Source organism: Vibrio neptunius, from assembly GCA_019339365.1.
In the GTDB taxonomy this organism is placed as follows: Bacteria; Pseudomonadota; Gammaproteobacteria; order Enterobacterales; family Vibrionaceae; genus Vibrio; species Vibrio neptunius.
The window spans coordinates 2089155-2104667 of the sequence record CP079859.1 but is presented as its reverse complement, the minus strand read 5'-3'; the positions used below and the strand labels follow the sequence as shown (position 1 = coordinate 2104667).

At 44.1% G+C, this 15513-nt stretch carries 14 protein-coding genes and 3 pseudogenes; 8 read left to right on the top strand and 9 right to left on the bottom strand.

Annotated elements, in window-relative coordinates; translation table 11 throughout:
• Positions 1-181 precede the first annotated feature (181 nt).
• Entirely contained in the window at positions 182-1660 is a 1479-nt protein-coding gene (locus KW548_09970; protein ID QXX05553.1) for an FMN-binding glutamate synthase family protein, read from the bottom strand.
• Positions 1661-2088: 428 nt separating this feature from the next.
• Here KW548_09970 and KW548_09965 point away from each other — a divergent pair.
• Positions 2089-2857: pseudogene (locus KW548_09965) on the top strand (SDR family oxidoreductase).
• A gap of 181 nt (positions 2858-3038) precedes the next feature.
• Positions 3039-3617, top strand: coding sequence for a cysteine hydrolase (locus tag KW548_09960; GenBank protein ID QXX05552.1), 579 nt, complete (start codon positions 3039-3041; stop codon positions 3615-3617).
• A 64-nt stretch (positions 3618-3681) separates the two neighbouring features.
• Here the strand turns inward: KW548_09960 and KW548_09955 are convergent, their stop codons facing one another.
• Positions 3682-4233, bottom strand: coding sequence for a hypothetical protein (locus tag KW548_09955; GenBank protein ID QXX05551.1), 552 nt, complete (start codon positions 4231-4233; stop codon positions 3682-3684).
• Between the two features lie 181 nt (positions 4234-4414).
• Between KW548_09955 and KW548_09950 the strand changes: the two genes are divergently transcribed.
• From KW548_09950 to KW548_09940, 3 genes are all read left to right on the top strand, one after another.
• On the top strand, positions 4415-5077 hold the full coding sequence (locus KW548_09950) for a hypothetical protein (GenBank protein ID QXX05550.1): 663 nt from the start codon (positions 4415-4417) through the stop codon (positions 5075-5077).
• Positions 5078-5385: 308 nt separating this feature from the next.
• Positions 5386-6138 (top strand): queuosine precursor transporter, encoded by a 753-nt coding sequence (locus KW548_09945; GenBank protein QXX05549.1) that lies wholly within the window; start codon positions 5386-5388, stop codon positions 6136-6138.
• 175 nt (positions 6139-6313) lie between these two features.
• Positions 6314-6481 (top strand): hypothetical protein, encoded by a 168-nt coding sequence (locus KW548_09940; protein ID QXX08096.1) that lies wholly within the window; start codon positions 6314-6316, stop codon positions 6479-6481.
• Positions 6482-6659: 178 nt separating this feature from the next.
• Here KW548_09940 and KW548_09935 read toward each other — a convergent pair whose 3' ends face one another.
• The 5 genes and pseudogenes from KW548_09935 to KW548_09915 form a co-directional block, all read right to left on the bottom strand.
• Complete coding sequence (locus KW548_09935) at positions 6660-8252, bottom strand: ABC-F family ATPase (GenBank protein QXX08030.1); 1593 nt, start codon at positions 8250-8252, stop codon at positions 6660-6662.
• Positions 8253-8461: 209 nt separating this feature from the next.
• Positions 8462-9214 (bottom strand): hypothetical protein, encoded by a 753-nt coding sequence (locus tag KW548_09930; GenBank protein QXX05548.1) that lies wholly within the window; start codon positions 9212-9214, stop codon positions 8462-8464.
• Positions 9199-9720, bottom strand: a complete 522-nt coding sequence (locus tag KW548_09925) for a sigma-70 family RNA polymerase sigma factor (protein QXX05547.1) — start codon at positions 9718-9720, stop codon at positions 9199-9201. Before KW548_09925 ends, KW548_09930 begins: the two co-directional genes overlap by 16 nt.
• Before the next feature lie 7 nt (positions 9721-9727).
• Positions 9728-10444 carry a hypothetical protein gene (locus KW548_09920; GenBank protein QXX05546.1) on the bottom strand — a complete coding sequence of 239 codons (717 nt, stop codon included), beginning with the start codon at positions 10442-10444 and terminating at the stop codon, positions 9728-9730.
• Positions 10445-10458: 14 nt separating this feature from the next.
• Positions 10459-11257, bottom strand: a pseudogene (locus tag KW548_09915) (substrate-binding domain-containing protein).
• 356 nt (positions 11258-11613) lie between these two features.
• Between KW548_09915 and mobA the strand changes: the two are divergent.
• Genes mobA through KW548_09900 form a run of 3 tightly spaced genes read left to right on the top strand, consistent with a single transcriptional unit; the run spans position 11614 to position 13964 of the window.
• On the top strand, positions 11614-12201 hold the full coding sequence (gene mobA, locus KW548_09910) for a molybdenum cofactor guanylyltransferase MobA (protein QXX05545.1): 588 nt from the start codon (positions 11614-11616) through the stop codon (positions 12199-12201).
• On the top strand, positions 12198-13646 hold the full coding sequence (mobB, locus tag KW548_09905) for a molybdopterin-guanine dinucleotide biosynthesis protein B (GenBank protein QXX05544.1): 1449 nt from the start codon (positions 12198-12200) through the stop codon (positions 13644-13646). Before mobA ends, mobB begins: the two co-directional genes overlap by 4 nt.
• A gap of 51 nt (positions 13647-13697) precedes the next feature.
• Positions 13698-13964, top strand: a complete 267-nt coding sequence (locus KW548_09900) for a DUF2960 domain-containing protein (protein ID QXX05543.1) — start codon at positions 13698-13700, stop codon at positions 13962-13964.
• 33 nt (positions 13965-13997) lie between these two features.
• On the opposite strand, the gene KW548_09895 is transcribed toward KW548_09900, so the two are convergent.
• Both KW548_09895 and nagK read right to left on the bottom strand, forming a co-directional pair.
• On the bottom strand, positions 13998-14480 hold the full coding sequence (locus tag KW548_09895; protein ID QXX05542.1) for a GNAT family N-acetyltransferase: 483 nt from the start codon (positions 14478-14480) through the stop codon (positions 13998-14000).
• A 63-nt stretch (positions 14481-14543) separates the two neighbouring features.
• A pseudogene (gene nagK / locus KW548_09890) lies at positions 14544-15451 on the bottom strand (N-acetylglucosamine kinase).
• Positions 15452-15513: the final 62 nt, after the last annotated feature.

Sequence of the window (15513 nt, the reverse complement as noted above, 5' to 3'; positions counted from 1 at the left end):
AGCTCAAATATCAAACAATACACATATCTGCGGGGTGAATGCATTCAGCAAAAACAAGTAGATAACAACATTAACATTGACCAAGTAAATACATAAAAACACGAAAGTACAGACAATTTATGAAATGGGAATTCATGAGGGGGAAAAGAATGTGCTCATATATTCAATGAGCACATTGAGGCTATCGGTGATGCTGGTACAACTCATCCAATGCGACAGATAATCCGTCTTCTTTAACAATACGTATATGTTCACGAGCCAAATCACGTGCATTGGTGACGCCACATGAGTGAGCGATCAGGCCAATACCGTAGTGGATGTATTTGTTGTAATTCGATACACGCTCCATTTTGTCTTCTACGTTCAACCCTTGCTGGAGACGAACGTCATGAGTGGTGATACCTGTCGGACACGTGTCTTTATTGCATTGCAAGGCTTGAATACAACCCAGTGCCAGCATGTGGCCCCGTGCAGAAACAACAAAGTCGGCACCTAGTGCTATTGCCCACGCCACCTTCGAAGGCGTGATGAGCTTGCCAGAAGCCACCACTTTAATTCTCGGAATTAGACCACGCTCATTAAGTAAATTGACTACTAGAGGAAGGCTTTCTTTCAACGGCAGCCCGACGTAATCCATCAACGGTTGAGGCGCGGCTCCGGTGCCGCCGTCGGCGCTATCAATTGTAATGAAATCGGGCGCACTGTCATGGCCTCTCTGATCAATTTCATCAAGAAGCTCGTTGAACCATACTAGTGAGCCAATGACACTCTTAAAGCCAACGGGCTTCCCCGTCACTTCTCGAATACGATGGATCATATCCAGTAAATCGCCCACATTACGGATATCTTTATGCCCATTCGGGCTGATAGAGTCGTGCCCCTGAGGGATACCGCGAATTTGAGCAATTTCAGCAGTAACTTTGCGCCCTGGCAGCATGCCGCCTTTGCCTGGTTTCGCTCCCTGGCTGATTTTTATCTCAAACATTCTGACGTTTTCATGTGCGGCCAGCTCTCGCAGTTTGTCATCAGAAAGATGGCCTTCTTCGTCTCGAACACCGTACTTAGCTGTCCCGATTTGGAACACAATGTCGCAGTCGCCTTCCAGGTGATACGAGCTTAACCCGCCCTCGCCCGTATTCATCCAGCATCCGGCGATCTTTGCGCCTTTAGACAAGGCTCGAACTGCGGGTTTTGATAAGGCACCGAAACTCATTCCAGAAATATTGAAGATCGATGACGTGGTATAAGGCGTTCGACAACCTTTACCGATAGTGACCGCGGCTGGGGATACCGCGTCTTCCTCCAAAGTGGGAAACGCACAATTCATAAACATGATGGTGCCCGTAGCATCCAGATTACGAGTCGAACCGAACGCTATCGTGCGATCAACATTTTTCGCTGCTTTGTATACCCAGCTCCGCTCTGCACGATTGAAAGGCATCTCCTCTCTATCCATCGCAAAGAAATATTGCCTGAAGAACTCTCCCTGTTTCTCAAACAGGTAGCGAAAGCGTCCGATGACAGGATAATTATGTCGAATGGCATGCTTGTGTTGGCGTTTGTCTGCAACGTACATGTACAGAACACTGATAACACCAAAACCAATCGCGATAATGAAAAGCCCTGAAAATAGATCGATCCCTATGACAAAAAAATTCACCCATTTTATGCTCCATTAGTCTTTGTATTTTCTATTTGTATAGACCGTCTTCATCAATATAGTTGACGATCTGGAGCCATTTTAATTTTTTCAATCAATAAGAACGTATTGCATCGTCAACAAGCTTTCAAACAACAAACTGACCATTGTATAAACGCCCTCGTCCAACCCCTTAACCCACATCAAACTTTCTACCTAATTGACGTCCCCTTTACAATTAAAATGTAAGCTCAGTTAACGTATTGTTTTTACGAGCTAAGTCCATCGCAGTGTTTTATATGTCGTCAATGTTTATCAGCCTTAACAAGGTCACCGCCGACTCTAAACTGAAACGAATACGTCATATGTCAAACGAGCAATGGTCACTAGATGATCGTATCAAACCAGATGTTTACCATCTTCAGATACTCACCTATTAAAGGATTACTATGAAACTAACAGGAAAAAAAAGCGTTCATTACCGGAGCAACATCAGGCATCGGCTTAGCTATTGCGCGTCGTTTCTTTGATGAAGGCGCGACAATTGCTATTAACGGACGAAATGCGGAAAAGCTGGAAACCATTAATAGGGAGTACTTTGCGAACAAAGCCCTCGAAGTCGTCGCAGACATTTCCAAAGTGGAAGAGATCGCATCAGCGTGCACATTGCTTGAAAGAGAATTTTCTCAACTGGATATAGTAGTCGTTAACGCAGGAGCCTATCAACTCAAGCCTTTTACTGAAACCACGGAACAAGACTTCGACAACATGTTTGCACTCAACGTTAAAGGCGCTTTCTTTACTATGCAATATTCAGCACCGTTATTGAGAGAAGGTGCATCGGTTATTTCAATTTCTTCTGTTGGCGCGCTCCATGCCAATTGGAATCAAGCGCCTTACAACGCTTCAAAAGCCGCTATCTCATCATTGACCAAAAGTTTCGCATGTGGACTTGCTCATAAAAAGATCCGTGCCAATACCATTTCGCCAGGTGTCACTGAAACTGAAATTTGGGACAAAGTTGATTACCGAGAGCAGGTTAACCAAGTTGCCAAAGACGGAATTCCTCTCGGAAGAAAAGGCTCCGTCGAAGAAGTCGCAAGCGCTGCGCTTTTTCTCGCCAGTGATGACTCTGCTTTTATGACAACCAGCGATCTGATGATGGACGGAGGCGTCACCTACATCAATGATCCAAAAGATTGGGGTCATAAGCAGTAAGCCAGTGACTCGACTTAAAAGGAGCCGTTGATGAGGCTCCTTTTCAATTTTGAAATCATAATTTAGTTTTTTTCCATTTTTGAAAATTAAACTTTACCCCCATTATTTCATCGCTCAATTCAATACTATCGCGATTAAATACACGCCTACACCCAAGCCAGTTCATGTCTAGGAGAATACTATGTCTAAAGCGATCTTAATCATCGATTTAATCAACGATATTGTTCATCCCGAGGGAAAGATACCAAGCTGTGCGCAACACGCGAGCCAAATGAATGTGATTGCTAATACCAATCATGCATTGAACATTGCTCGGGAAAACAACTGGTTAGTAGTTCACATTAAGGTAGGCTTTGATGTGAACTATGCAGCGCTGCCCAAGTCTTCTCCAGTTTTCGGTAAAGCGGAACAGTATCAAGCATTACAACTAGGCAGTTTTGGTACCGAATTTCACCGCGATGTCGACTTTCGAGAAAATGAATTGATCGTCGTAAAACCAAGGATTAGTGCATTTTACAACACATCATTAGAGGCCACTCTGCGCGCCAACCAAGTTACACAGCTTTATCTTACAGGTGTAAGTACTGAATGGGCGATTCAGTCCACAGCCAGAGAGGGTCATGACCGTGACTATAAAATCACTATCTTGGAAGACTGTTGTGCCGCCTCTTCACATCAGGCTCACCTAGCTTCCTTGACGATGCTTAGCCGCATAGCGACGCTAGCAAAAGTCGACGACTTAAGCCGCGAAGAAAAGTAATGACTTGTTCAAACTGCACAAAAAGGGAGCCAATTGAAGCTCCCCCTTTATTATCTGAAATGGATTAAACAGACTCGGAAAGCCTGAGTGACAAAACCTCATCAAAAAACTGATCGCCTAGTTCGCGTTTTATCCCCAATAAATCGCTATTGATTCTCGAATCGTATGTGGCAAACATGCTCATTAGTTTTTTACACATATTTGCCAAACGGAGATCTTCTGTCAACGTCGCAATCAAACCATCCTCAGCGTAATCTTCTGGGCAATTGACGTGCATGTCATCCAAGACTCCAAAATGAGTGCGTTTGACTCCTAGTTCCTTCATCAACTGTGTACAAGAGGATTCACCGCGATATTTAAGCGTTTTCAAACAAGGTGACAAGGTAACAACAAACACCGCATCCGATGAAGGTTCGCCATAAACCTTCCTGAACGCTTCATAAGCATTACGCTCTGCGTGCTTCCAATTTTGTCCATCTCTTGTGCTTGTCGCAAACACTTTGTTGTCACCATCGACTAAACAGCTTGCAACAATACCCACATCCCTTTCGTACCATCTGTCAATCAGGTAACCTATTGTTTCTAATAATAACCTATCCAGATTTTCAGCCAGCATTGTTTATACTCTTACCGTTGTTTTAATTATGTGACTGTATCAGAACGAACTTAGCATTAGGGCATAAATCAGCATCATTATGTGACATCTGTTACATATAAATGGCAACTTGCTTTCAAGCACCTGTTTTTATGCAAATAATTGCGCTACTGAAAGATAGATAGGTTTAGGTTTTAGAAACATGGAACAAGCTCGAGACTCTCGAATTGACTTAGCGCTTTATGACCTGATCGAACAGAAAAAAAATAGAGATGGCAAATTTACAAGACAAGACCTCGCTAATGCTATTGGCGTTAATCCCTCAATATTAACTCGGATTGCTCACGCCGACCCAATGAAAAGGCAAACTAACCCCCAGCTACACACGCTGCAGAAGATTGTCGAATTTTTTCAACTCGATGGGTTTGATATTACTTTAAATGACCTCATTCAGCAGGAAACGCAAAGGGTTGTCTTCTCCGAAAACACTCATCGCCAGCTCCCTACTAACGAAATAACGATACCACTCTTTAAGCTTTATAGTGACCTGAACAGGATTGGCAAAATTACCACTGATGTTGAGGTGAATGACAGCGTATTGGTCGGTTTCAAATCCGATGAATTCATTCCTCCTTTCTTTAAAAAGGGGACGGTTTTCGTCGCTAACAGAGAATCTCTGCCTGAAGTCGATAATCTTGTTGTAGTAAAGTCAGGGTCATCTGGTTGCTTCCAGTTAAGAAAAGTTGCCCAAGATGAAGCCAATATGAAAATCTATCTTATCGATGTACGAAACCCTCATCTCAAATACGAATTCTCAGTGGCATCTTTTATCGGAGTAGTTCATCAAGTCAACGCAAAAATCTAATAAGTACATCTGCATGTCAATACTCACAAATTTTCTATCCTCTATCGATGGAAAAATTAATAGCTATCTTGGTTTGAGTAAACCAATTTATGTCCCACTGTATACTGAAATTATCGATGATGAAGTATTTCTATACAGTAGAATAAAAAACAAAAGGCATATTATCAAAGAAAATATTAAGGACGTCATTATAGAAGAAAACTATTCCTTGGAAGACCAAAGAAAAATCATTTCTGCTGTAAGTAATCTTATGTTTGCAGGCTTACATTGTAAAAAACACGACGACGTAGTAAAAATGGAATATCACAATGAGTGACACTTTAAATATTAATAGAAGCATTATTAACAAACCAATTGTTTCAAATTATCTCTGGTTTCTTGTAATGAGTTACTCGATTGTCATCATCCTTTCGAATTGGTTCGCAGGGCGATTGATCAGTCTGTCAGGTGATTTCTCTACCGGTGCTGGTGCGCTGATCTTCCCACTCGCCTTTCTTTTGTCAGATATCATTACCGAGGTTTACGGTTACAAATGGGCTAGGGTTGCAGTTTGGTGTGGTTTTCTCTTTAACACTATCTTTTTAGTATTGGGACAGATCGTTATCCTTCTGCCCAGTCCGGACTATGCGATACAAAGCAATGAAATGTTTGACTCTGTTTTGCAAACCAGTGGAAGAATTGTCATTGCATCAATACTAGCTTACCTCATAGCCGAACCCGTTAACTCTTATATCATGGCTAAGACAAAAGTCTGGTTCAATGGTAAATATATGGGTGTTCGCTTTATTTTATCTACTACTGTTGCGTCGTTTATCGATAGTAACATTATGGGAACTGTCGCATTTTATGGAAAAATGCCTCTTTACGAACTATTTATCTTTAATGTCACACTTTGTTTTGTCAAAGTATTCATTGAGCTAATCATAACACCTTTATCCACTTCATTTACTAGAAGGCTTAAAGATATTGAAGGCTCAGACATTTATGATATTGATACAAACTTTAATATTTTTAGTTTTGACACCAAATATTCAGAAAAGTCGAACAAATTTAAAAAATAATGATAACGGTCACCTGATATAGTAAGGAGATTCACAGTAGTTAAAAATTTGAGACTGATAATTGTCCTCATACCGACAACATAACTAAAGCATCCATGCAATTATGATCAATCGATAGGCTCCTCCGGCTACTGCCTACTCTGTTGATCTGACGCTTACTTACCGAGAGGAAGTTATGATGAATGACATTGACGAGCTAAAACGCTGGGTTGAGATTGTTCAAAGGTCAGCAATCCCCGCTCAAGGCGAAGAGTTAACCGCTGATGAGCGAGCTGCCTTGGCGCAAAGCTGCCGAGTGCTAGCGCAAACCGCTCAGCTCATCGCTGAGAAAATAGCCGCTTAACCAGAGAATAGTTTTGTCGCGCTAAGACTAGGCAATAAAAAAGCTCCACAGTCTGTTTTGGAGCTTTTTGCTTTTATGCATCCAGAAATTGACGACATCATAGATGATATGACGGCCAATTTTGGCTATGAATACCTTATAGCCCCACATCAATGAGGCTTTGATTCATCTCCAAGCGTTAACCATCAATGCCTTTCGACTTTAGGAATTCCGAGTAAGTACCACGAAAATCGTTAATCTTGCCATCTTTGATTTCCAAAATTCGCGTTGCCAAAGAATCAACAAACACTCGATCATGCGAAACGAAAAACAAGGTACCCTTGTATTGCTCAAGCGCTGAGTTCAACGACTCAATGGATTCCATATCCATGTGGTTAGTTGGTTCATCCATTAACAGCATATTGGGTTTATGCATCATAATTTTTCCAAGAAGCATTCGGCCCTGTTCGCCACCAGACAGCACCTGAACAGACTTTTTGATGTCGTCTTGAGAGAACAGCATGCGCCCTAGGAAACTACGAACAACCTGCTCGTCTTCACCTTCTTGCCGCCACTGTCCCATCCAATCCATCAGATTCATATCTTCGGCAAAATCTTCTGCATGATCCTGAGCGTAATAACCGATGTTGGAGTTTTCAGACCATTTGAACTCACCACAACGTGGTTGAAGAGCACCCACTAGTGTATTGAGAAGCGTCGTTTTACCTACGCCGTTCTCACCGATAATTGCAACACGCTCACCAACTTCGAAAATTGCGTTGAAATCTGAAAATAGATCGTCTTCAAAACCTTGCGAGAGGTTTTCTACAATTAGAGCATTCCGGAATAGCTCTTTTGATTGCTCGAAACGAATAAACGGGTTTTGGCGGCTTGATGCTTTCACTTCTTCTAACTGAATCTTGTCGATCTGCTTAGCACGAGAAGTCGCCTGTTTGGCTTTAGAGGCATTTGCAGAGAAGCGTGCAACGAAAGTTTGTAGCTCAGCAATTTGCGCTTTCTTCTTCGCATTGTCAGACAACAGACGCTCACGCACCTGAGAGGCAGCGGTCATGTACTCGTCATAGTTACCTGGATAAACACGCAATTCACCGTAGTCTAGGTCAGCCATATGAGTACATACTGAGTTTAAGAAGTGACGGTCGTGCGAGATGATAATCATGGTGCAGTTACGCTGGTTCAGCGTTTCTTCCAACCAACGGATAGTATCCATATCCAAGTTGTTGGTGGGTTCGTCAAGAAGCATAATATGCGGGTCTGCAAACAGCACCTGCGCAAGAAGCACACGCAGTTTCCAGCCTGGTGCCACTTCGCTCATCAAACCGTAGTGCTGTTCTTCTGGAATACCAACGGCCAAAAGAAGTTCACCTGCTTTGGCGTCGGCCATGTAACCGTCCATCTCAGCAAATTCAACTTCAAGCTCAGCAACTTTGATTCCGTCTTCTTCGCTCATCTCTGGTAGAGAATAGATACGGTCACGCTCTTGCTTTACCTTCCACAGTTCTTTGTAGCCCATGATAACGGTATCGATAACCGTAAACTCTTCATAAGCGAACTGATCCTGATTCAGCTTAGCAACACGCTCGTTTGGATCGTAACTCACGTTACCTCCAGTCGGGTCTAACTCACCGCTCAGAATCTTCATGAAAGTCGACTTACCACAACCGTTAGCACCAATCAGGCCGTAACGATTTCCTTCGCCAAATTTCACTGAAATATTTTCGAACAGTGGTTTCGCACCAAATTGCTGCGTGATGTTATTTGTACTTATGATGAGAGTATCCCCCTACAATTTCTCTATATATTTCATTGAGATAGAGAAATTATTATTGAAACAGATAAGAATTTGCGCAAAGTATAGCAGTTTGGAACTGTGAACTACATCAATTGTTCAAATCCATTTCCTTTTCAAGACACTTTTTGCCACCGTTGATGGTGTTTCAAAAATACAAGCGCCCTTTCGAGAGCGCTTTCGTATGTCGTTTAAATTGCTTGCCAGCTGCTGAGCTCGACACAGCGTCCGCGATACAAGACTTCACTTTCTGGATCACGATTTTTAGTCACCAATAACTCAGAACTGTTTTTCAGTGCCTGCCATTCTGTAGGCGACATATAACGAATATCATTCACGTTCTGCAAACTATCGATCAGTTGAAGCTCACCACTCTCGGAGTCTCTCATCCACACCATAGCCCTATCCATCGGAACGTCATCCATACTTAGATTACGCTGCATACGTAGACTCGATTGGCCGGGTTTGTCGCCCTGATATGCCACCAGCGCAAAGTGGTTTCTCTGGGTCTCTGAAGACATCATGGCTAAATAACTCACCGGACGAACCTGAGCAATTTCAATGGGTAAAGAGGGTTGTAATAAAATCGGTCGCAGCCCAATACCCGCTAACAGTGAAAGCGCCATACCTGTCGGTAGCCACCACCAACGTATACGCCTTGCACCTCGACGAGAATGAAATGTTCGGCCAGATATATTTTTCCACACTCTTTTTGGTGGACGTTTTAAGTCATGTTCAGAAGATTCAAACTCTGTGCAAGGATTCAGACCAGATAAATGCTGTTGCCACAGCTCTACATACTCCCACCACGTCGTGTCTGCTTTCATCAGGGCCTCCAACCTGCGTCTTACCCGCGGCGTTTGCGTACCTAACACATATTCACTGGCTAGCCTATCTCTTAGTTCAGAGTTCTGGTAACGGCGGGTCGTTAATCGGTCAGACATCGTTTCAGCTCCTGTAGCCCACGGCGAATCCAAGACTTTACTGTGCCAAGTGGCGTTTTAATGTGTTGGACGATCTCCTGATGGCTCATCCCGTGTTTATAGGCCAGTACTATCGCATTCCTTTTCTCTTCGCTGAGAGATTGTAAACAACGTTCAAGTCCAGTTTCTGCAGTCGATAAGACTTGCCGTTCAGCTTGCTCCAATGATTTTTCCAGTGGCTCTTCTCTCCGCCTGTTGCGTTTCCTGACTTCATCAATAGCAAGGTTCCTCATACTTTGACACAGCCAAGCCCATGGATAATCTAGTGGGTATCGGTTGTCGCTATACCAGAGTTTAACGAAGCCTTCCTGAAGCAATTCCGCCGCGACTTGTTCGTCTTTAACGACACTACAAATCAGGCTGAAAAGCTTTGTGCTGGTTAACTGATAGAGCGCTTCGAAAGCCTCCCGGTCTCGAAGCGCTACTTTGGCAAGCAGTAAACCTATTTGATGTTTATCTGTACTCACACTTTCCTCATTGGGTAACAAGATGCCAAACGTTTTTCACACCATCGCCACTGGTGTCACCCGGATTCTGGTCCTTAAACCAACGATAAAGCGGTTTACCCTCAAATGTCCATTGATATGAGTTATCACTTCGCTGCGTAACCCCGAATCCTCCGGTCAACTTAAGGCTTTCGATACCTTTTTCGGTCAGCTCGGAATCCACGTAGGCGGGCGGCCATTTCACTTCACAATCCCCATAACAAACAGATTGATTGGTCCTGTCTTTATCGAAGGTATAGAGTGTTTGATTGCCACCATCGACCAAGAAACGACGTGTGCCATCATTAAACAACTTAATGGTCACATCATCGGCACGAGCAAGTGGCCATACCCCTTTCACGCCAGCGCCAGTGATATCACCCGGCTGGTTATCATTAGCCCACCGATACAATGGTTTTCCCTCTAAAGCCCATTGTTTGGCGCCATCTGCACGAACTATCTGGCTAAAACCTGTTTGCCCTGCAAACTGCATACTATTGCGCCCTTCAGCCAACAGTGGTGGCCATAACGCCTCGCAATCTCCTTTACATACCGATTCCCCGATTGGGTCCTTAGCAAAAGTGTAAAGAGATTTACCTGTGTCATCCACGTATACCTCGCCGAAGCCAGTATCGACTGTCGGTACGGACGCCATGGCGTAACTGGTTGGAATGAACATTAGTGTTGTAACGAATAGTGCTTTCATTTTGGTTGTCCTTATTATCGAGTCCAGCCTTCACGGGAAAAAAAAATCACTCCCTTCACTGCTGTTAACAAAATTGATGAAGTCTTGGGTTTTCGAGTCAGCCCCTTTCGCTTTAGCCAACGTGAGATCACGATAGATACGTCGCTCAGGCTCAATTTCAACGTAGTCAACCTTATCGCTGTGATTCAGTGGCCAATGAATCCATGTAATCCAAGCGTCTGCATTTTGCTGTTGAAACGCTTTAAAACTCGCGCCACTGCCTTTGGCATAAGCAATAATCTTGCTACGAAAATTTTTCACATCAGCGAGCGACCCTGTTCTACCGACAACATCTTCCCAGACCCCCGTGCCAGAGGTGTTGTACACACCTAACCCCTCAGTGACGACAATCCGAGCAGGCTTGTCTAGCAAATCTTTAATCCCAGTAATATTTTTGGGATTTCCTTTTGGAACAGCAATAACGGCACGTCGAAGATACACAGGCTCAACATCTTGGTGAGTAATGAATGGATAGGTTTCAACAAAGGCACTCATCGACTGTTCGGAGGAACCAAAAATTAAATCTGCATTCTTTTGTGCATCCAGAGTCCACTTTGACTCAGGGCCAGCAATCACATTGACCTGTACACCACTTTTCTTAGTGTACGCCTCCGCCGCTTGGCGTAATGCAGTGTCCGGGCCACCTGGCCCATAAACATGGATCACACCATCTTGAGGTTGATGAATGATGCTTGGGTCAAGTTTGGGCGAAGCTAATGCTGATGTTGTTGCGATCAGCATAGCCAAGCTGGTCAAAGTCAAGTGACGCTTCATGTCTTCTCCTTAAATAAATGACAGTTTCAGACAAGAGACGCACAGAGGTGCAATTTGGATGCAGCAAAAAACAAAATATTTTCAAAGCCTGATAATGAAGCAAGCTGTTTCGATACATTTTACAACACGGTTTATCAACATGTTGCCTATGGCAATAGGCCCTACTTAGAATCAGCTAAAATTAAGCGAGCTCAAGTTATTGTTACGCGACACATGGTAGGCTTTACAGACACACTAGCGGATGAATATGTTTCTGTACTTTCTTGCAATGAGACGCAGCGCGTTGCGAGCGCTAGGAGCCAGATAATCTATCCATCATTTACACGTTATAAAAGATACAAGGCAAGAGAACACTTATGCTTCTTCCAACGCAAACAAGTTGGGTAATATTAGCTGGCGGTCAGGCCAGACGTATGGGCGGAAAAGACAAAGGCCTTATTGCACTCGACAATAAGCCTCTGATTCAACATGTCTATGAACGACTGTCCGCACAAGTTTCTGACATCATGATCAACGCAAACCGCAATCAGGATACCTATTCGGCGTATGGTGTCGTCGTTGGCGATAAAATCAAAGATTTCCCCGGTCCTATGGGCGGTATTCATGCTGGACTAGCTTCGGCAGCTCAAGACTGGGTTGGGTTTGTTCCCTGCGACAGCCCACAAATCAGCATGGACTTAGTCGCTCGTTTTTGCTCTGCCGTAAAAGAAGATTCTGACATTTTGGTCGCCCATGATGGTCACTACCAGCAGCCCGTCTTCACGCTCTACCATAAACGTGTCTTTGCAAAACTGACCGCGTTTCTTGCGCGTGGCGATAGAAAAATCAGCCTTCTTTATAAAGAATGCAACACACACTATGTGGACTTTAGCGATGCGACGGATTGTTTCGTTAACCTAAACACCCCTGAAGAACTGGCACAATTTGGAACCATACATTCATGAAACACTCGCTCCCTATCCCAATTCTGGGGTTTGCTGCATATTCTGGAACGGGTAAAACCACGCTGTTGGAAGCGTTGTTGCCAAGATTAACTCAGGCAGGATTACGCATTGGTATGCTAAAGCACGCACACCACAATTTTGATGTAGATAAAGAAGGTAAAGACAGCTTCCGGTTACGTAAAGCTGGCGCGTCTCAGATGCTCGTTTCGTCTCGTCATCGGCACGCTTTAATGACGGAAACACCCGAAGCTGAATCTGAATTTGATTACCTACTCAGCCGCTTCGATGCGGATAAGTTAGACGTCATCTTGGTTGAAGGGTGCAAGAACATCGCTTTTCCAAAAATCGAGCTGCACAGAGAAGAAGTGGGCAAACCTTGGCTGCACCCTAACGACAGTAACATCATCGCTATCGTTGCTGACATGCATGTTGAAGATGTGTCCCTGCCTCAGATGAATATTAACGATCTTGATGCTATCGCACGTTTTGTTTGCGACTACGTCAAGCCCAATAAATTAGAGCAAGCCACCAAAACTTCAGGTTGTTGCGATACGTTGTCTCCTGCATTTCTTTCCGTTAGCGAAGGGCAAGACAAAATCCTCTCTGCAGTTCAATCCCTGAAAGACGTGGAAACATGCGCTATTGAGCATAGCTACGGACGCGTGTTGTTCGGTCAAGGCAAAAGACTAGAGTCACCTCAAATGGGGATGTTCGCCTCTTTGGGTGTTGCAGAGTGTCCTGTTTTTCGCCGCCTGAAGGTCGCGGTGTTCTCTATAGGTGATGAAGTGCAGACGCTGGATACCAAGCAAGCTCCGAATTCTATTTATGACTCCAACCGCTTTACCCTACTTGGCCTGTTAGAAAAATTGGGCTGTGAGATCCTTGATCTTGGTATTCTCGAAAACAATCAACAGAGCATAACAGAAGCCCTGCAAGCCACCTCGGTTCAAGCAGATGCCATTATCACGTCAGGTGGTGTTTCTGTCGGTGATGCCGACTTCATCAAACTCGCTTTAGATAAATTGGGCAGTATTGAATTTTGGCGCATCAATATAAGGCCAAGTCGACCGCTTACCTTTGGTCAGGTAAACAATAAACCCTTCTTCGGCTTACCGAGTCATCCCTTAGCTGTGATGGTGTCGTTCATCAACTTTATTGAGCCAGCACTACGTAAAATGCAAGGAGAGCAAGGTTGGCAACCATTGAAATTCAAAGCTGTCGCACTTGAAGACCTACATTCTTGCCAAGGCCGTACCGAATTCAGCCTTGGCGTTTATGACATCGATCCACAAGGTCAATTGATCGTCAGAAGCACAGGGAAACAAGGATCTGACATTTTGCGCTCAATGAGTGAGGCCAATTGTTTAATTGAAGTTTCGCCAGCGATCGATACAGTAAAAGTCGGAGAAAGCGTGACAATCATTCCTCTTCAAGGCAGAATCTAGCGCAATCAAAGGCCAGCTCAGTCGGCCTCATTTATCTTAAGAGAAATACATATGGCTCGCACAATCCTGTATACCTATAAGGGTGAAGACAAAACGCTGACTTTTTCGTATCAGCAACATCGTAATATTCATGAAGCAGTGGCTGAAGCAGAAGGTATCGATATTTCCGAGTTCCTTAAGATGGAACAGCAGATTGAAGCGGTGTCAGATACTAAGGCAATGCGCAATTACCGCGACAACCACTTTAGAAAGTTAGGATTTGAAAAAATCACTCTCAAGCAAAAAGAAAACCGTGGTGTCGGTAAAAAGAACAACTAGTTGTAAACAGGAGCCTAGCGCTCCTGTTTTGCTTTAATTGATTTGTAATTTTTGAACCATCTGGATAAGTTCCCAACTCTCTCCATCAAACTCTCGAACACCATGCTCTCTCTTCACTTCAACAAAACCTAGTGAGTGATAACAGCGAATAGCAGAATGATTGTGGCTAAATACGCACAATGTAATTTCGCTATACCCTTGGTTTCTAGCTTCTCCAATCAACGCTCGCAACATGGTTTTCGCTACGCCCTGCCCTCTAAATTGCGGAGCAACGAAGACCCGGCAGATTCGAGCAACATCATTCGAATGACGATACAGCTCGACGAAGCCAGCCACTTGGCCCTGATGAGCGTACAGAAATGGCTTGACCTCAGCTTGTGAGCAATGGGCGTCGATGCTTTCAACCGTTAATGGATACTGATACGCAGGCCCACCCCACAGATAGTTAAGCTCAGCGGAATCGATCCAGTCGATTAGTTGCTTATAGTGTTGTTGTTGAAAGGCGAGCAAAGTCATTGTGATTACCATAAAAAAGAGCCTGCCTAAGCAAGCTCTCAAATTTATGCAATCAAATCAAGATTATTTGATGTTGAGGAAGGCAGCCCCACGCACACCACCAGAATCGCCATGTTTTGCTTTGATAATCTTCGGACACTTAGCAACAGATAGCAGATACTTAGGCACACGCTTTGGCATCTCTTCGTAAATGAGTTCGAAATTAGACAACCCACCACCTAGTGCAACAACATGTGGGTCATTAGCGGTGAAGATATTAGCAAAGCAAATTGCCAAGAGCTCCATAAAGCGCTCAACATGCTCTGCTGCTTTAGTTTCGCCTTCCTTATATGCATTGATGATATCTATTGCTTGCTTCGCTTCGCCGTAATAGTGCTCGTATATTAACTCGAAACCACGGCCCGATAAGTAGCTGTCCAAGCAGCCTTTTTACCACAGCCACAACCTAGTAGTGGCGCGTTATCTCCTAGGTGGAACCAAGCATCAATCGGTAAACGCATATGTCCAAGCTCACCCGCCACGTGGTTACGACCGGAAAATACTTTGCCGTCGTAAATCAATCCACCACCAAAGCCAGTGCCAAGAATCAGCCCCATCACTGAAGGCTCATCTTTAAGCGCTTCATCCCACGCTTCAGAAAGAGCAAAGCAGTTGGCATCGTTCTCAATTTTAACGCTACGGCCTATTTTGGCTTCAAGATCGGCGCGAAGTGGCTTACCTTTGGCCGCAGGCACATTGACCGTGAGAACGGTAGCATCATCGGCATCTTCCATTCCAGGTAGACCTAGACCGATCTTTCCTTCGCAACCAAACTGTTTGTCATACTTATTCACCAGTTCAGCAATCGTGCTCACTAATAAAGAATAGTCTTCCGTTGGCGTTGGTACGCGCTCTGTGGCAACACGCTCTAATTGTTCATTAAACGCACCAAATTCAATCTTAGTGCCTCCAACGTCAAAGCCGTAGTACATCGTATCTCTCCCAGAAACAAATATAAAAAAGTCAAAATCGGTTCATTATCCACATTGGTACG